Consider the following 17,406-nt stretch of genomic DNA (forward strand, 5'->3'; position numbering starts at 1 on the left):
TTCTATTTAAATTGCTTCTGTGACAAAACTACGGCTTTCCAATACTTTGAGCATGGCGTTAGCTGTATCTAGGGCTGTGAAGAGGGGCACTCCGTGTTCAATGGCTGAACGACGGATTTGCTCTCCATCTTCGTCTGCAGTTCGTTTGGTTCCTACTGTGTTAATGATAGCTTGAATTCTTCCTTTACGAACAAAGCTTGGAATATCCTTATCGTCATCACCAATCTTACCAACAGGTTGGGCTTGCAATCCATGACTGGCAAAGAAGGCTGCTGTCCCTTCTGTCGCGAGGATTCCATAGCCAATATTTTGGAAACGACAAGCCAAGTCCAAGGCTTCTTCTTTGGCATCATCAGCGATGGTAAATACAACGTTACCAAAAGTTGGCAAGTGTAAGTAAGAAGCTTCAAAGGCCTTATAGAGAGCTTTTTCCAAAGTCGTATCAGAACCCATAACTTCCCCTGTTGACTTCATTTCAGGACCAAGTAAGCTGTCTACCTTAGCTAGTTTGGTAAAGGAGAAGACAGGTGCCTTGATATGAACGCGGGTACTTTCAGGGTAAAGTCCATCTTGGTAGCCAAGTTCTTCAAGTTTTTGACCAAGAATGAGCTTGGTTGCTACTTGAGCCATAGGGATATTGGTCACTTTAGAAAGGAATGGAACCGTACGGCTGGCACGTGGATTGACCTCAATAACGTAGACTTTTTCATCCTTGATAACAAACTGGATGTTCATCATTCCAAGGCAATTAAGGCCGATTGCTAGACGTTTCGTATAGTCTGCTATAGTTTCCTGAACCTTTTGCGACAAGGTTTGTGGTGGGTAAACGGCCATTGAGTCACCTGAGTGGACACCAGCACGTTCGATATGCTCCATGATACCAGGGATAAGGACATTTTCTCCGTCTGAAATGGCATCAACTTCACACTCTTGTCCAACGATATAAGAGTCTACAAGGACTGGATGGTCAGGACTAGCCTTAACCGCTGTGCGCATGTAAGAACGAAGGTCTTCTTCGTTTTCAACGATTTCCATAGCACGTCCACCAAGTACATAAGATGGACGGACAAGAACTGGGAAGCCAATCTTTCGAGCTGCAAGAACTGCTTCTTCTTCATTGGTAGCCGTTTGTCCTGGTGGCTGTGGAATATCCAAATCTTTAAGAGCTTGCTCAAAGAGGTCACGGTCCTCAGCTCGGTCTAGGTCAGCAACCTGTGTCCCAAGGATGGTCACACCTGCTTTCGCCAATGGCTCCGCAAGGTTGATGGCTGTTTGACCACCGAACTGAACGATAACACCCTTTGGTTGCTCCAAGTCGATGACGTTCATCACATCTTCAAAAGTCAATGGTTCAAAGTAGAGTTTATCAGATACCGAGAAGTCTGTAGATACGGTCTCTGGATTTGAGTTCATGATGATAGCTTCGTAGCCAGCAGCTTGGATAGCCTTAACAGAGTGAACCGTTGCATAGTCAAACTCGACCCCTTGACCGATACGGATTGGACCAGAACCTAGGACAAGTACAGATTCCTTATCAGACTTGATAGACTCGTTTTCCCAACCATAGGTTGAATAGAAGTATGGTGTTTCAGAGTCAAATTCTGCCGCACAAGTATCTACCATCTTATAAACTGGAACAATCTTGCTTTCCAAACGAAGCTGGCGAACTTGGTCAGCTGTCGTTTCCCATAGTTCAGCAATCTTACGGTCTGAGAAACCATTTAGTTTTGCTGTTTTCAAGACTTCTAGATCTTGTGGATGGGCACCTAATTCTTGCTCAATTTCAAAGATATGCAAGAGTTTATCCAGATAGAAGATATCAATCTTAGTCAATTCAGCAATTTCTTCTGGTGTGTAACCACGGCGAATAGCTTCTGACACATAGAAGAGACGGTCATCCTGGGCTTTGACAACTTTTTCAATCAAGGCATCATCCGAAACCGCTGCAAGTTCAGGCATTTCATTGTGGTGCACACCAATTTCAAGGGAGCGACAAGCTTTAAGGAGAGATTCCTCGATGTTACGACCAATCGCCATTACTTCCCCAGTCGCCTTCATCTGGGTACCAAGACGGCGCTCACCCTTTTCAAACTTGTCAAATGGGAAACGCGGAATCTTGGCAACCACATAGTCAAGGGCTGGCTCAAACATGGCATAGGTTGAACCTGTAACTGGGTTGATCACCTCATCTAAGGTCAAACCTACGGCAATCTTAGCAGCCAATTTGGCAATTGGGTAACCTGTCGCCTTTGAAGCAAGGGCTGAAGAACGCGATACACGAGGGTTTACTTCAATGACATAGTACTTGAAGCTGTGTGGGTCAAGGGCCAACTGAACGTTACATCCACCTTCAATCTTGAGGGCACGAATAATGCTCAAGCTAGCGTCACGAAGCATTTGGTTTTCATAGTCTGACATGGTTTGAGCAGGGGCAAATACAATGGAATCTCCTGTATGAATCCCAACTGGGTCAAAGTTTTCCATGTTACAAACAACCAAAGCATTGTCAGCTGAGTCACGCATAACTTCGTATTCGATTTCCTTGAAACCTGCAATCGAACGTTCAATCAAACATTGGGTCACAGGTGACAATTTCAATCCATTTTCAGCGATTTCACGCAATTCTTCCTCATTAGCACACATTCCACCACCAGTACCACCAAGTGTAAAGGCTGGACGAACGATGACTGGGTAGCCAATTGTTGCTGCAAAGGCAACAGCTTCTTCAACAGTGTTTACAATTTCAGATTCTGGAATGGGTTGTTCCAATTCTTCCATCAATTGTTTAAAGAGGTCACGATCCTCCGCTTGGTCAATAGCAGATAATTTAGTTCCCAGAAGTTCAACACCAAGCTCATCAAGGATACCATTTTTAGATAATTCCATGGCCATGTTGAGACCTGTCTGACCACCGAGTGTTGGTAGCAAGGCATCTGGACGTTCCTTGCGAAGAATTCGTGTCACAAACTCAAGTGTAATCGGTTCAATATAAACCTTATCAGCAATTTCCTTGTCCGTCATGATAGTTGCAGGATTTGAGTTAACCAAAACAACCTCATAACCTTCCTCTTTCAAAGACAAGCAAGCCTGGGTCCCAGCGTAGTCAAACTCAGCAGCTTGACCAATAATAATCGGACCAGAACCAATCACCATAATTTTTTGAATATCAGTACGTTTAGGCATAGTTTATGATACAAAGCCCGTAAAGAACACAGCGAAAATAGGAAACTCGGTGCAGACGCCTTCAGCGTCAAGACGATGTTTATCTTTTTCACACAGTTCTTAGGGCGTGTTCACTTCCGCGAACAATGTATCTTCTCCTTTCTATTCGGCAACTCTCAGGTTGCCATTAAATAAATTCTCCGACGAGCTTTTACTCGTTCTTAGTTTGATTGTTTAAAAGCTTCCATCATCTCGATAAACTCATCAAATAGGTAGCTAGCGTCGTGTGGACCAGGGGCTGCGTCTGGATGGTATTGAACAGAGAAAGCAGGTTGGTATCTGTGACGCACACCTTCAACTGACTTGTCATTGATTTCTTCGTGGGTAATGATCAAATGCTCTGGCAAATCCTCACGGCTAACTGCATAACCATGGTTTTGACTTGTAAAATCCACACGTCCTGTAGCAATTTCACGTACCGCATGGTTAAATCCACGGTGACCAAACTTCATCTTGTAGGTCTTAGCACCATTTGCCATTGCAAAGAGTTGGTGCCCCATACAGATACCAAAGATTGGAATTTTTCCTTGCACACCACGAATCATATCCAGTGCCTGTGGAACATCTTCTGGGTTACCTGGACCGTTTGACAACATCACTCCGTCAGGATTGAGATGGAGAATTTCTTCAGCCGTTGTCGAATACGGAACAACCGTCACATTACAGTTGCGTTTAGAAAGTTCACGTAAAATTGAATGCTTGAGACCAAAGTCCACCAAGACAACACTCAAACCAACTCCTGGAGCTGGATAGGAAGTTTTAGTAGAAACCTGCTTGATATTGTCTGTCGGCAAGACTGTCGCTTGGAGCTGGTCCGTCACATGATCCATGCTGTCCCCAACATGGGTCAAGGTTGCACGCATAGTACCATGCTTACGGATAATCTTGGTGAGGGCACGCGTATCAATTCCTGAAATACCAGGAATTTTCTTGGCTTTCAAAAATTCATCCAAGGTCATTTGATTACGCCAGTTACTTGCTCTACGCGCTTCTTCAAAAACAACGACTCCCTTACAAGTTGGAATAATGGATTCGTAATCATCACGGTTGATTCCATAATTTCCTACCAAAGGATAAGTAAAGGTCAAGATTTGTCCATTATAAGACTGGTCTGTAATGGATTCTTGGTAGCCGGTCATGCCTGTATTAAAGACGATTTCGCCTGTAACATCAATATCTGCTCCGAAGGCTTTGCCTTCAAAAACTGTGCCATCTTCTAATACTAGAAGTCTTTTTGTCATATTTTCACCTCTCGTGGACGCTCACTGGCGTCTTTTAACGTCTTGTGTTTTAGTTGGCGTTTCTACTCGCCAGTACGGATTCTAAGATTGCCATTCGAACAAAGACACCATTGGTCATTTGTTGGACAATCCGTGATTTTGGTGCTTCAACCAAGTGGTCTGCGATTTCTACATCACGGTTGACTGGAGCTGGGTGCATGAGGATTGCTGTTTCTTTCAAGCGATCATAACGTTCTTGAGTCAAGCCATGTTGGGCATGGTAGTCTTCTTTGGAAAAGACAGCTCCACTATCATGGCGTTCATGTTGCACACGGAGAAACATCATGACATCCACCTGATCAATAATTTCATCAATAGTTACAAACTGCCCATAGTCTGCAAACTCTTGACTTCTCCATTCCTCAGGTCCTGCAAAGAACAGTTCAGCTCCCAAGCGTTTCAAAATCTGCATATTGGATTTGGCAACGCGTGAGTGGTCCAAGTCACCTGCAATCGCAACCTTAAGACCCTCAAAGTGACCAAATTCCTCATAAATAGTCATCAAATCAAGCAAGCTCTGGCTAGGGTGTTGGCCCGAACCATCTCCACCATTGATGATGGAAGTCGTAATCGTGGGACTAGCAATCAACTCTCTGTAGTAGTCAACCTCTGGGTGGCGAATCACACAGACATCCACTCCTAGTGCAGATAGGGTCAGGATAGTATCATAAAGTGTCTCACCCTTATTGACTGAACTAGTCTTCACATCAAAGTCAAGTCGCTCCAATCCCAATTTAATCTCTGCCACTTCAAAGGATTTATGCGTCCGTGTAGAATCCTCAAAGAAAAGATTGGAAACAATCGGATGGTCTTCATAAGGAAGCTGAGCTCCGTTTTTAAACTCAATTCCTCGCTTGATCAATTTCATCACTTGATCGACAGTGAGGTCTTCCATGGACACCACATGGTTCAATGCTTGTTGATTTTCTGACATGGCTACTCCTTTAGCTTTCTAAGCTTCTTCAGTAATCAGAACTCTGTCTTGGCCATCAAGTTCTGCCATCTCTACGATGATTTCTTCAGAACGACTAGTTGGGATGTTTTTCCCAACGTAATCTGGACGGATTGGCAATTCTCTATGTCCACGATCAACTAGAACTGCTAAACTCACGCGCGCAGGACGACCATGACCGACAATATTATCAATAGCAGCACGGATAGTACGGCCTGTATAAAGCACATCGTCCACCAAGATAACTTCGCGGTCTGTCACATCGACAGAAACCAAAGAAGTATCTTCTCCACTCTTAACATCATCACGGAAAGGTTTAGTATCCAATTCCACAACAGGAACTGTAAGATTTTCTAGCTGCTCCAAACGTTCTTGGATACGGTGGGCGATAAAGACACCACGAGTTTTAATACCAGCCAAGACGATTTTATTCAAATCTTTGTTGCGTTCGATAATCTCATAAGTAATACGCGTAATCGCTCGTTTGACGGTCAATTCGTCTACAACTTCTTTTGCCTTCATGACAAACCTCCAAAAAGAAAAGTCTCCTTAAACAAGGAGACTTGAAATGTATAGCCAAGCAAGCCCTACTGCAAACAGTATAGACTTCACCCTTCTACTTTATCGCGCTCCTTGCCTGCCTCACGGGACAGGTTTAAAGGAATATTTAATTATCAATTACTATAGCACAAAGCGAGCCTAAAATCAAGCAAAAACTTTTGAGTCCCCATCTTATAAATTGCTAAAATCATATAATTGTGGGTACTGGTCACACTCTGGATTTTTAGGATGGCAAATGGCTCTTCCAAAATAAATCATAGCCTGATGGGCAGCTAACCACTGCTCCGGTGGCAAGATATCCATAACCCGTTTTTCCACCTCAAGTGGTGTCGCTGATTTTTTGACAATATCGTGGTGTTTGCAAATACGCTCCACATGAGTATCCACTGCAAAAGCTGGAATCCCAAAGCCCACACTCATGACAACATTGGCTGTCTTGCGACCAACACCTGACAAACTCTCCAATTCCTCTCGTGTTTGAGGGACTTGACCATCGAAATCGTCTAGTATCTGTTGGGCACATTTTTTAAGGAATTTAGCCTTATTTCGATACAGTCCCAGGCGAGAAATGTGTGAAGCAATCTCACTCTCTGTTGCAACAGACATGGCTTGTGGCGTTGGAAAGGCAGCAAAGAGACCTGGTGTGGCCTTATTTACCGCTGCATCCGTCGTCTGGGCTGACAACATGACCGCAACCAAGAGTTCAAAATGATTGGTAAAATCAAGACTGGGCTTGGCATCTGGAAACAGAGCAATGATTTCTTCTAGCACTTTTCGTGCTCGTTTTTTTGACAAGACCATTATTCGTCTCCATCAAATAGTCCTTGTAAGCCAGCAAAAGGACTGTTTTCTTCTTTCTTAACTGCTTGTTGAGCTTGGTATTCTTCTTCTGTCATGATTTGCCAGTCATTTCCTGACACAAATCCTTGACCAGCCTCTTCTTCAGCCGTCAAGACCTTAATAGGAATATTTAGTAGGATATTGTCTGATACACTCTCAGCAAGGTCAAGTTCTCCATTTTCGATAGGCAAGACCAAATCATCATCTAGAACTTCTTGATCTAGCTGGTTAGTTGCGCCTTCCATGAAAACTTCCGTGACTGGATAAGATTCAACTAACTCAACTGGTTCCATACTGCGACTTGAAGCAAGAACAATGGTATAAGATAATTGATAATCTAAAAAATACATACGGTCTTCGTACTGTACTTTCCCAACTGCAAGGATATCTTTTACATCTAAAATTTCTTGATTGCGTGCATGCAGGTCTGCGGCTAGGTCTAACGTTTGTTCAAAATGCAAGCCTTCAGACTGCTTACGAATTTCTTGAATATTTAATTTCATACTTCCTCCATAAAGATTTACTCTCTTGATTATACCATGAAAAGCCTACAAATCAGCCCACCAAACTTTGTAATTAAAATTCAATTTTTTAATATGTTTATCACTATATTTTTTGGTACTATACTATAGGAAAGAATACATGATAGCAAGGAAGATGCTCATATGGAAGACAAAGAAATCATTACTAATGCAACCCAACTCCTATCCGAGTTAAATAAAAGTTTCCAAAGCTGCAAACAGGATAGGGCAGATGATATTCGACTACAAGAGCTGCTAAACACTACTATGAGAGAACTCAAAAAAGCGGAAAAGTTGAACAACAGTATCTTAATTGACCTTGAGAAATTTTACCAACGTACCAGTCTTCTTATTGGACTGGGTAGTCTAAAACTAAACGATCAAGCACGCATCGCTTGGCGAAACTATGACAAGTTCCATTACGAGCATGTCAAACACGTACTAACTCTCTATGGACCTGTTTTCGGATTTTAGAGATTAGAATTGTCGGTTTTCTATTGACAAAATATCCTGAAAGGTATAGGATAGAGGTACTAATACTCGGAGGTAAGGGAGACATGAACAACTAAGTCTATCAAATAAAGAAACTTTATTTAGTAGATCTTGTTTTTGTCTCTTTTTGCATGCTCTTTTTGTACTAGATTTTCTAGTACTTTATCATCTATGAAAATCAAAAAACTAGAAAGCTATGCTCCTCTTGGGTTGGGTTAGGCAACTCCAAGCTAGTTTGACGAGTTTTTCAACGAGGATAATAGAGTTTTGACAGTGACTTTGGGCTCTACTAGATAAAGTAGAGCTTTTTGTTATGCACTATCGACATTCTAGAAAGGGCAACAATATGATAAAAATCAATCATCTAACCATCACTCAAAACAAAGATCTACGAGATCTTGTATCTGACCTAACCATGACTATCCAAGACGGGGAAAAAGTAGCTATTATTGGAGAGGAAGGAAATGGCAAATCAACCTTACTTAAAACTTTAATGGGGAAAGCTTTACCTGATTTCACTATCAAGGGAGACATCCAGTCTGACATTCAGTCACTGGCTTACATTCCTCAAAAAGTCCCCGAGGAGCTGAAAAAACAATCTCTACACGACTACTTCTTTTTAGATTCTATTGATTTAGACTACAGTATACTCTATCGTTTGGCTGAGGAGCTGCATTTTGATAGTGATCGCTTTGCTAGTGACCAAGATATTGGGAGCCTCTCGGGTGGCGAAGCTTTGAAAATTCAGCTCATCCATGAGTTAGCCAAACCCTTTGAGATTTTATTTTTAGATGAACCTTCAAATGACCTAGACCTTGAGACGGTTGATTGGCTAAAAGGTCAGATTCGAAAGATTCGGCAAACCGTTATTTTCATTTCCCATGATGAAGACTTTCTTTCTGAAACGGCTGATACCATTGTCCACTTGCGACTGGTCAAGCACCGGAAAGAAGCAGAAACGCTAGTAGAGCATTTAGACTATGATCACTATAGTGAGCAGAGAAAGGCTAATTTTGTCAGACAAAGCCAGCAAGCTGCTAACGACCAAAGAGCCTACGATAAAACCATGGAAAAACATCGGCGAGTCAAGCAAAATGTAGAAACTGCGCTTCGAGCTACCAAAGACAGTACTGCCGGTCGCCTATTGGCTAAAAAGATGAAAAATGTCCTCTCTCAAGAAAAACGCTTTGAAAAGACAGCTCAGTCCATGACCCAAAAGCCACTTGAAGAGGAAGAAATCAGACTTTTCTTCTCAGACATCCAACCATTACCGGCTTCTAAAGTCTTAATCCAACTGGAAAAAGAAAATTTGTCCATTGGCGACCAAGTTTTGGTTCAAAAACTACAACTAACTGTCCGTGGACAAGAAAAAATCGGTCTCATAGGCCCAAATGGTATGGGGAAATCAACTCTGTTAGCAAAGTTGCAACAACTGCTAAGTCAAAAAAGAGAGATTTCACTTGGTTATATGCCACAAGATTACCACAAAAAACTGAAATTGGATTTATCACCAATAGCCTATCTAAGTCAAACTGGGGAAAAAGAGGAACTACAGAAAATCCAATCTCACTTAGCCAGTCTCAATTTCAGTTATCCAGAAATGCAGCATCAAATTCTCTCCTTATCTGGCGGTCAACAGGGAAAACTCCTGCTTTTGGATTTAGTCTTGCGCAAACCAAACTTTCTTCTGCTGGATGAACCCACACGAAATTTTTCTCCAACTTCTCAACCCCACATCAGGAAACTCTTTGCCACCTATCCAGGCGGTCTCATCACTGTTTCGCATGACCGTCGTTTCTTAAAAGAGGTCTGTTCAATCATCTATCGCTTAACAGAAAAAGGATTAGAAGCAGTTGATTTACAAGATTTATAAATTTGCAACATAGCAAAAATCCAGAGGTCGTCTCTGGATTCATTTTACATATGTTTTAAACGTTCAATCCGTTCTGAGATAGGTGGGTGGGTATAAAAGAGTTTTTGGAACCCTCCACCTTTCTTAGGATCATTGATATAAAGTGCACTGCTGGCATCATCGACAGGACGACTCATCGGTTTACTATTATCCAACTTACGTAGAGCATTAATCATCCCTTGAGGATTGCGGGTCAACTCGACACTGGAAGCATCAGCTAGAAATTCCCTCTGACGAGAAATAGCTAGTTGCACCAAAGTTGCAGCGAGAGGTGCCAGTACAATAGCTAGTAGTGAAACCACTAGCATAATGATTTCAAGACCATTTCCATCTCTATCATCGTCACTTCGTCTGCGACCTGCTCCACCCCACCACATCATACGACCTGCCATACTAGAAAGCATGGTGATAGCACTAGCAAGGGCAACAGCAATAGTCGAAATGCGGATATCGTAATTACGAATATGACTGACTTCATGTCCCATAACAGCTTCTAGTTCTTCACGATTCATGATAGCTAGGAGACCTGACGTCGCAGCAACCGCTGCGTTTTGAGGGTTAGAACCTGTCGCAAAGGCATTTAAGGCAGGATCATCAATGATGAAAACACGAGGCATAGGAATTTGAGCCACCATAGCCATATCTTCTACTACATGGTAGAGGTCTGGTGCTGTTTGCTCATCAACCTCACGCGCCCCATTCATGGACATGACAATCTCTGTCGATTGAAAAATCATGGACAAGGCATAGATAAAGCCGATAATCAGTGCGATAACCAAACCACCAAGCCCAGATCGCATAAAGAGGTAACCAACCGCATAGCCAACAAGAGCTAAAAGTAGGAAAAATACCATCAACAAAATCCACGTTTTTCGTTTATTGCTTGCAATTTGATCAAACAACATCTTAGTCACCTAAACCGCTAAAATCAACTTTAGGAACTGCCTTTTCCTCTTCTGGAGTTTGAAGGAAATCTGCTGCTTTAAATCCAAACATTCCAGCGATAATATTGCTTGGGAAAGTTTCTAATTTTACATTGTAGTTGCTGACAACACTGTTGTAGAGTTGACGAGAGTAAGAAATTTTATTTTCTGTGTTTGTCAACTCCTCTTGCAATTTAACAAAGTTGGCACTAGCTTTCAAATCTGGATAGCTTTCTGCAACTGCAAAAATACCTGAAACCTGACGAGTAAGGGCATCACTAGCTTTCATAGCTTCTGCTGGTGAAGTCGCTGCTGCCACTTGGTTACGTAGTTCTGCCACCTTTTCAAGGGTAGAACCTTCATATTTTGCATAACCTTTTACAGTTTCAATCAAGTTTGGCAAGAGGTCATTTCGACGTTTCAACTGAACATCAATCTGGCTCCAAGCCTCCTTGGTTTGCATACGATTCTTAACCAAACCGTTATAGCTAACAATCACAAAAATAACAACAAGAGCCAAAACTCCAAGAATAATCCAAGTCATGATATAATTCCTTTCTGCTTTTAGATTAGTACCAGTATATCAAATTTTTAATGATTGTGGTAAAATAAGATGATACTAAAGAAGGAAATAACTATGAAACCAGAAACATTTTACAACCTGCTTGCCGATCAGAATCTTCCACTTTCGGACCAGCAAAAAAAACAATTTGAACGTTATTTTGAACTCTTGATCGAGTGGAATGAAAAAATTAATTTAACAGCTATTATAGACAAGGAAGAAGTTTATCTCAAACATTTTTACGATTCGATTGCACCCATTCTTCAAGATTTGATTCCCAGCTCCAATATCAAACTTCTTGATATTGGAGCTGGGGCAGGATTTCCTAGTCTACCAATGAAAATCCTCTATCCTCAGTTAAATGTAACTATCATTGATTCTCTCAACAAGCGCATCAACTTCCTCAAACTTTTGGCTCAGGAACTGGATTTAGACGATGTTCATTTCTACCATGGACGTGCCGAAGATTTTGCCCAAGACAAAAACTTCCGTGCTCAGTATGATTTTGTAACGGCTCGTGCGGTTGCCCGTATGCAAGTCCTATCTGAATTAACTATTCCCTACCTTAAAGTTGGCGGAAAACTATTGGCACTCAAGGCTAGCAATGCTCCTGAGGAATTATTAGAAGCTAAGAATGCCCTCAACCTCCTTTTTAGTAAAGTAGAAGACAATCTCAGCTACGCCCTACCAAATGGAGATCCACGTTACATCACAGTGGTAGAAAAGAAAAAAGAAACACCAAATAAATATCCAAGAAAGGCTGGCATGCTCAACAAACGCCCGCTTTAAATTTTTTAGTAAAAAATGTTTACAAAGTTCGGAATTTCTGCTATACTATCACAAGCAAAGGTTTTTAATGTCATCCCGTGAGGTGACGAAGACGCAGAAATACTTGAAATTCTTTAAAGTCTAGATTTTAGAGAAGTCTTACTCTGAGGGCCTATTGCTGTAAAATAATGGGCTCTTTTTTGATGCCCAAAAGTGAGGTTTATATGAAACAAGAATCAACTGTTGATTTGTTGCTAGACGTTGACCAACGTCCTTCGGCTGGAAAAGGAATTCTCCTTAGCTTCCAACATGTTTTCGCCATGTTTGGTGCGACCATCTTGGTACCATTGATTTTGGGAATGCCTGTATCTGTTGCCCTTTTTGCTTCAGGTGTTGGGACACTCATCTATATGATTTCAACTGGTTTTAGAGTTCCAGTTTATCTAGGATCATCATTCGCCTTTATCACAGCAATGTCACTTGCTATGAAAGAAATGGGTGGTGACGTATCTGCTGCTCAAACAGGGGTTATCTTGACTGGTTTGGTCTATGTCCTTGTGGCTGCTGGTGTTCGTTTTGCAGGTACAAAATGGATTGATAAACTCTTGCCACCAATCATCATCGGACCTATGATCATCGTTATCGGTCTTGGACTTGCAGGCTCAGCAGTTACTAACGCTGGTCTTGTAGCTGACGGGAATTGGAAAAATGCTCTTGTAGCAGTTGTTACTTTCTTGATTGCTGCCTTTATCAATACAAAAGGAAAAGGATTCCTACGAATCATTCCATTCCTCTTTGCCATTATCGGTGGTTACCTCTTCGCTCTAACTCTTGGCTTGGTTGACTTTACACCAGTTCTTAAAGCTAACTGGTTTGAAATTCCTGGTTTCTACTTGCCATTTAGCACAGGTGGCGCCTTTAAAGAGTACAATCTTTACTTTGGTCCAGAAACCATCGCTATCTTGCCAATCGCTATCGTAACAATTTCTGAACACATCGGAGACCATACTGTTTTGGGTCAAATCTGTGGCCGTCAATTCTTGAAAGAACCAGGTCTTCACCGTACTCTTCTTGGTGACGGTATCGCAACTTCAGTTTCTGCCTTCCTTGGTGGACCAGCAAATACAACTTACGGAGAAAATACAGGGGTTATTGGTATGACTCGTATCGCTTCTGTCTCAGTTATCCGTAACGCTGCCTTCATCGCGATTGCCCTTAGCTTCCTTGGTAAATTTACAGCCTTAATTTCAACTATCCCAAATGCTGTACTTGGTGGTATGTCAATCCTTCTCTATGGGGTTATCGCCAGCAACGGTTTGAAAGTTTTGATTAAAGAACGTGTTGATTTCGCTCAAATGCGTAACCTAATCATCGCAAGTGCTATGTTGGTCCTTGGACTTGGAGGAGCTATCCTTAAACTTGGTCCAGTTACCCTTTCAGGTACTGCCCTATCAGCCATGACAGGAATCATCTTGAACTTAATCTTGCCATATGAAAATAAAGACTAAGAATCTAAATACATCAAAAAACGAGCATTTCCAATTATGGAAGTGCTCATTTTTCTTCTTTCTAAAAAAGGAAAGCCCTGCGGCCTTCCCTTGTCTTACTTGCGTTTCTTCTTAGCTTTCTTCATTTTATTCGCCATGCGTTTCATGGACTGTTTCATGGCAAATTCACCGATTTTACCCTTGAGTCCACCACCAAACATCTGACTCATATCCGGCATTCCTGCTCCTCCTAGAGCTGACAAGTCAGGCATCCCACCTTGTCCCATCATTCCTTCAAGGGCAGACATATCCATGCCTCCCATATTTGGCATATTTTTTGGAAGGTTGTTTGGATTGATTCCCATTTGCTTCATCATCTTGTTCATATCCCCAGACATAACACCTTGCATGAGTTGTTTAGCCTGGTTAAAGTCCTTGATGAATTTATTGACTTCGACAAATGTATTTCCAGAACCAGCAGCGATACGACGACGACGGCTTGGATTTAACAAATCTGGGTTTTCACGTTCTTCAGGTGTCATGGAAGACACAATGGCACGTTTACGAGCAATCTGACGCTCATCTACCTTCATGTTTTGAAGGGCTGGGTTGTTAGCCATACCCGGAATCATCTTGAGCAAGTCTTCCATTGGCCCCATGTTTTGTACCTGATCCAACTGATCAATGAAATCATTGAAATCAAAGGTGTTTTCACGCATCTTCTCAGCCATTTCAAGGGCTTTTTGCTCATCGTATTCCTGAGAAGCTTTCTCAATCAAAGTGAGCATATCCCCCATACCAAGGATACGGCTAGACATACGGTCTGGGTGGAAGGTTTCAATGTCCGTAATCTTTTCACCAGTACCAGTGAACTTGATTGGTTTTCCAGTAATGTGACGAACAGATAGAGCCGCACCACCACGAGTATCGCCATCAATCTTAGTAAGGATAACCCCAGTTACTTCCAACTGAGCATTGAACTCACGCGCAACATTGGCTGCTTCCTGACCAATCATGGCATCAACGACGAGCAGAATTTCATTTGGTTGAGCTAGTGCTTTCACGTCACGAAGCTCATTCATGAGGAGCTCATCAATCTGCAAACGACCCGCAGTATCAATCAAGACATAGTCGTTATGATTAGTTTGGGCTTGTTCCAAACCTTGACGTACAATCTCAACAGCTGGTACTTCTGTCCCAAGTGCGAAAACCGGCACATCAATCTGTTGACCCAGAGTCTTCAACTGATCAATAGCCGCAGGACGGTAAATATCCGCCGCAATCATCAAAGGACGAGCATTTTCTTCTTTCTTGAGTTTGTTGGCCAATTTACCAGCAAAGGTTGTTTTACCAGCCCCCTGCAAACCGACCATCATGATGATGGTTGGAATCTTAGGTGACTTGATAATCTCAGCTGTATCAGAACCTAAAACGGTTGTCAGTTCCTCATCAACGATTTTGATAATCTGTTGCGCAGGATTAAGGGTATCAATGACCTCATGCCCGACTGCACGCTCACGAACTTTCTTGATAAAGTCCTTTACAACAGGCAAGGCAACGTCGGCCTCAAGCAAGGCCAAGCGAATTTCTTTGGTTGCCTCTTGGACATCAGATTCAGAGATTTTTCCTTTTTTACGTAGATTTTTAAAGACGTTCTGCAAACGTTCTGTTAAACTTTCAAATGCCATTTTTCTTCCTCTTATTCTCTATTATCAATGCTTGTTAAAATTTCTATCTGCTCCTGCAGAAAGTTATCCTTGGGATAGCGCTCCAAAATCTGGTCAAAAATCTGACTTCGGACAATGTAGTCCGAGTACATGTGCAATTTCATCTCATAATCTTCCAGAATCTTTTCTGTCCGCTTAATATTATCATAGACAGCCTGACGACTGACACCGAACTCCTCGGCAATTTCAGCAAGGCTGTAATCATCAGCGTAGTAGAGCTCTATATAATTCATTTGCTTGTCTGTCAAAAGCGCCGCATAAAATTCAAAGAGCGCATTCATACGATTGGTTTTTTCGATTTCCATAACTTTTATTATACCAAAAAATAGCCTAATCTACCACACTAGGAAGCCAATCTGAGAAGATAGCAAGCTAAATTTGAAAAAGACAAGAGACTAGCCCCAAGTAATTTCCAATTGATAGCTGGCAAAGGCTTGTCCCTCTTGATTTTGTAGTTGATAATCTAGATCAATCTTTTGACCATCCACTTGATAACGATTCGTTTGGATAACAAACTCCTGCATACCCATGGGTGTGGGGATATAGGCTAAACTATCACTATCCTTTAGAAAGCGCATAATGGTCTTCGGATTGGAAAAACGGGTCATCACCAGTTCTTGACCATGAAATTTAATGACTACTTTTTCTTTTTCCTCATTGTAGAAAAGCAAATAGCGATAATCTCCCTTTTCATGCACTTCAACATCATATAGCTGGTCAATCACTTCCAACTGCTCATCAAACTGAATCGTATTTCGCATCCGAATCTTCACATCAGGTCCTCTTTCTTGTCTCTTGTCCTACTATTTTACCAAAAACTCTAGCTTTTTGCTATAATGGTCATATGAACGAAAAAGTATTCCGTGACCCAGTTCACAACTACATCCATGTCAATAATCAAGTCATCTATGACTTGATCAATACAAAAGAATTTCAACGTTTGCGTCGCATCAAGCAACTGGGAACTTCTAGTTATACCTTCCACGGTGGGGAGCACAGTCGCTTCTCTCACTGTCTAGGAGTCTATGAGATTGCTCGACGCATCACAGAGATTTTTGAAGAAAAATATCCTGAGGAATGGAATTCTGCTGAATCACTTCTCACCATGACCGCTGCTCTCCTCCATGACCTTGGACATGGTGCCTACTCCCATACATTTGAACATCTCTTTGATACCGACCACGAAGCCATTACTCAGGAGATTATCCAAAGTCCTGAGACAGAGATTCACCAAGTCCTGCTACAAGTGGCGCCAGATTTTCCAGAAAAAGTAGCCAGTGTCATCGACCACACCTATCCTAACAAGCAGGTCGTGCAGCTCATTTCTAGCCAGATTGATGCAGACCGCATGGACTATCTCTTGCGCGACTCCTATTTTACAGGAGCATCTTATGGGGAATTTGACCTGACTCGTATCCTCCGAGTGATTCGTCCTATCGAAAATGGGATTGCCTTTCAGCGAAATGGCATGCATGCCATCGAAGACTACGTCCTCAGTCGTTACCAGATGTATATGCAGGTTTATTTCCACCCAGCAACACGCGCCATGGAAGTTCTCCTACAGAATCTTCTCAAACGCGCCAAGGAACTCTATCCTAAGGACAAAGATTTCTTTTCACGAACTTCTCCACACCTCCTACCTTTCTTTGAAAAAAATGTGACCTTAGCTGACTATCTGGCTCTGGATGATGGTGTGATGAATACTTACTTCCAGCTCTGGATGACCAGTCCTGACAAAATACTTGCAGACCTGTCGCAACGCTTTGTCAACCGCAAGGTCTTTAAATCAATTACCTTTTCACAAGAAGACCAAGACCAACTCGCTAGCATGAGAAAATTGGTTGAGGACATCGGCTTTGATCCCGACTACTACACTGCCATTCATAAGAACTTTGACCTTCCTTATGATATCTATCGTCCCGAATCTGAAAACCCACGGACACAGATTGAGATTTTACAAAAAAATGGAGAACTGGCAGAACTCTCTAGCCTGTCTCCTATCGTTCAATCCCTTGCTGGAAGTCGCCACGGAGATAATCGTTTTTATTTCCCAAAAGAAATGTTGGACCAAAACAGCATCTTCGCAAGCATTACCCAGCAATTTTTACACTTGATTGAGAACGATCATTTTACCCCAAATAAAAACTAGAAGAGGAAAT

General features: G+C 42.0%; 16 protein-coding genes. 5 read left to right on the top strand and 11 right to left on the bottom strand.

Translation table 11 applies throughout. The features are described 5' to 3' along the window. Positions 1-6: 6 nt before the first annotated feature. The 6 genes from carB to QM956_RS02785 all read right to left on the bottom strand — a co-directional run bounded on the left by carB (position 7) and on the right by QM956_RS02785 (position 7,358). Entirely contained in the window at positions 7-3,183 is a 3,177-nt protein-coding gene (gene carB / locus QM956_RS02760) for a carbamoyl-phosphate synthase large subunit (protein ID WP_084929977.1), read from the bottom strand. 200 nt (positions 3,184-3,383) lie between these two features. Further along, positions 3,384-4,463 (bottom strand): carbamoyl phosphate synthase small subunit, encoded by a 1,080-nt coding sequence (locus tag QM956_RS02765; RefSeq protein ID WP_000166853.1) that lies wholly within the window; start codon positions 4,461-4,463, stop codon positions 3,384-3,386. 49 nt (positions 4,464-4,512) lie between these two features. Next, positions 4,513-5,436 (bottom strand): aspartate carbamoyltransferase catalytic subunit, encoded by a 924-nt coding sequence (locus QM956_RS02770; RefSeq protein ID WP_033687097.1) that lies wholly within the window; start codon positions 5,434-5,436, stop codon positions 4,513-4,515. Positions 5,437-5,454: 18 nt separating this feature from the next. Further along, on the bottom strand, positions 5,455-5,976 hold the full coding sequence (gene pyrR / locus QM956_RS02775) for a bifunctional pyr operon transcriptional regulator/uracil phosphoribosyltransferase PyrR (RefSeq protein WP_261081731.1): 522 nt from the start codon (positions 5,974-5,976) through the stop codon (positions 5,455-5,457). Between the two features lie 210 nt (positions 5,977-6,186). Further along, positions 6,187-6,816, bottom strand: a complete 630-nt coding sequence (nth, locus tag QM956_RS02780; RefSeq protein WP_261081730.1) for an endonuclease III — start codon at positions 6,814-6,816, stop codon at positions 6,187-6,189. After that, positions 6,816-7,358, bottom strand: a complete 543-nt coding sequence (locus tag QM956_RS02785) for a YceD family protein (RefSeq protein WP_060805712.1) — start codon at positions 7,356-7,358, stop codon at positions 6,816-6,818. Before QM956_RS02785 ends, nth begins: the two co-directional genes overlap by 1 nt. 162 nt (positions 7,359-7,520) lie before the next feature. Between QM956_RS02785 and QM956_RS02790 the strand changes: the two genes are divergently transcribed. After that, entirely contained in the window at positions 7,521-7,850 is a 330-nt protein-coding gene (locus QM956_RS02790; protein WP_261020609.1) for a helicase BlpT, read from the top strand. 331 nt (positions 7,851-8,181) lie between these two features. Next, the gene (locus QM956_RS02795; protein WP_261020579.1) at positions 8,182-9,741 is read left to right on the top strand and encodes an ATP-binding cassette domain-containing protein; all 1,560 of its coding nucleotides are present in this window, start codon (positions 8,182-8,184) and stop codon (positions 9,739-9,741) included. Positions 9,742-9,785: 44 nt separating this feature from the next. Here QM956_RS02795 and htpX read toward each other — a convergent pair whose 3' ends face one another. Together htpX and QM956_RS02805 are read right to left on the bottom strand one after the other, a co-directional pair. Beyond that, entirely contained in the window at positions 9,786-10,685 is a 900-nt protein-coding gene (gene htpX / locus QM956_RS02800) for a zinc metalloprotease HtpX (RefSeq protein ID WP_153209974.1), read from the bottom strand. A gap of 1 nt (position 10,686) precedes the next feature. Continuing rightward, complete coding sequence (locus QM956_RS02805) at positions 10,687-11,247, bottom strand: LemA family protein (RefSeq protein ID WP_000219846.1); 561 nt, start codon at positions 11,245-11,247, stop codon at positions 10,687-10,689. A 93-nt stretch (positions 11,248-11,340) separates the two neighbouring features. Here QM956_RS02805 and rsmG point away from each other — a divergent pair, with 93 nt between their 5' ends. Beyond that, entirely contained in the window at positions 11,341-12,054 is a 714-nt protein-coding gene (rsmG, locus tag QM956_RS02810; RefSeq protein WP_414302192.1) for a 16S rRNA (guanine(527)-N(7))-methyltransferase RsmG, read from the top strand. Between the two features lie 203 nt (positions 12,055-12,257). Further along, positions 12,258-13,541: a uracil-xanthine permease family protein gene (locus QM956_RS02815; protein WP_004256659.1), complete on the top strand. Its 1,284-nt coding sequence runs from the start codon at positions 12,258-12,260 to the stop codon at positions 13,539-13,541. A 95-nt stretch (positions 13,542-13,636) separates the two neighbouring features. On the opposite strand, the gene ffh is transcribed toward QM956_RS02815, so the two are convergent. The 3 genes from ffh to QM956_RS02830 form a co-directional block, all read right to left on the bottom strand. After that, positions 13,637-15,208 carry a signal recognition particle protein gene (gene ffh, locus QM956_RS02820; RefSeq protein ID WP_023946921.1) on the bottom strand — a complete coding sequence of 524 codons (1,572 nt, stop codon included), beginning with the start codon at positions 15,206-15,208 and terminating at the stop codon, positions 13,637-13,639. Between the two features lie 11 nt (positions 15,209-15,219). Further along, positions 15,220-15,552, bottom strand: a complete 333-nt coding sequence (locus QM956_RS02825; protein WP_000402071.1) for a putative DNA-binding protein — start codon at positions 15,550-15,552, stop codon at positions 15,220-15,222. A 90-nt stretch (positions 15,553-15,642) separates the two neighbouring features. Further along, positions 15,643-16,020: a YwiB family protein gene (locus tag QM956_RS02830; RefSeq protein WP_261020583.1), complete on the bottom strand. Its 378-nt coding sequence runs from the start codon at positions 16,018-16,020 to the stop codon at positions 15,643-15,645. A 71-nt stretch (positions 16,021-16,091) separates the two neighbouring features. Here QM956_RS02830 and QM956_RS02835 point away from each other — a divergent pair, with 71 nt between their 5' ends. After that, positions 16,092-17,396: an HD domain-containing protein gene (locus QM956_RS02835; RefSeq protein ID WP_261020584.1), complete on the top strand. Its 1,305-nt coding sequence runs from the start codon at positions 16,092-16,094 to the stop codon at positions 17,394-17,396. Positions 17,397-17,406: the final 10 nt, after the last annotated feature.

It is taken from the genome of Streptococcus mitis, from assembly GCF_047460035.1.
Taxonomy (GTDB): domain Bacteria; phylum Bacillota; class Bacilli; order Lactobacillales; family Streptococcaceae; genus Streptococcus; species Streptococcus mitis_DW.

What these genes read in the sequence shown, in the direction of transcription:
- carB (WP_084929977.1), bottom strand. Translation starts at nt 3,183, where the DNA reads ATGCCTAAACGTACTGATATTCAAAAAATTATGGTGATTGGTTCTGGT.
- QM956_RS02765 (WP_000166853.1), bottom strand. Translation starts at nt 4,463, where the DNA reads ATGACAAAAAGACTTCTAGTATTAGAAGATGGCACAGTTTTTGAAGGC.
- QM956_RS02770 (WP_033687097.1), bottom strand. Translation starts at nt 5,436, where the DNA reads ATGTCAGAAAATCAACAAGCATTGAACCATGTGGTGTCCATGGAAGAC.
- pyrR (WP_261081731.1), bottom strand. Translation starts at nt 5,976, where the DNA reads ATGAAGGCAAAAGAAGTTGTAGACGAATTGACCGTCAAACGAGCGATT.
- nth (WP_261081730.1), bottom strand. Translation starts at nt 6,816, where the DNA reads ATGGTCTTGTCAAAAAAACGAGCACGAAAAGTGCTAGAAGAAATCATT.
- QM956_RS02785 (WP_060805712.1), bottom strand. Translation starts at nt 7,358, where the DNA reads ATGAAATTAAATATTCAAGAAATTCGTAAGCAGTCTGAAGGCTTGCAT.
- QM956_RS02790 (WP_261020609.1), top strand. Translation starts at nt 7,521, where the DNA reads ATGGAAGACAAAGAAATCATTACTAATGCAACCCAACTCCTATCCGAG.
- QM956_RS02795 (WP_261020579.1), top strand. Translation starts at nt 8,182, where the DNA reads ATGCACTATCGACATTCTAGAAAGGGCAACAATATGATAAAAATCAAT.
- htpX (WP_153209974.1), bottom strand. Translation starts at nt 10,685, where the DNA reads ATGTTGTTTGATCAAATTGCAAGCAATAAACGAAAAACGTGGATTTTG.
- QM956_RS02805 (WP_000219846.1), bottom strand. Translation starts at nt 11,247, where the DNA reads ATGACTTGGATTATTCTTGGAGTTTTGGCTCTTGTTGTTATTTTTGTG.
- rsmG (WP_414302192.1), top strand. Translation starts at nt 11,341, where the DNA reads ATGAAACCAGAAACATTTTACAACCTGCTTGCCGATCAGAATCTTCCA.
- QM956_RS02815 (WP_004256659.1), top strand. Translation starts at nt 12,258, where the DNA reads ATGAAACAAGAATCAACTGTTGATTTGTTGCTAGACGTTGACCAACGT.
- ffh (WP_023946921.1), bottom strand. Translation starts at nt 15,208, where the DNA reads ATGGCATTTGAAAGTTTAACAGAACGTTTGCAGAACGTCTTTAAAAAT.
- QM956_RS02825 (WP_000402071.1), bottom strand. Translation starts at nt 15,552, where the DNA reads ATGGAAATCGAAAAAACCAATCGTATGAATGCGCTCTTTGAATTTTAT.
- QM956_RS02835 (WP_261020584.1), top strand. Translation starts at nt 16,092, where the DNA reads ATGAACGAAAAAGTATTCCGTGACCCAGTTCACAACTACATCCATGTC.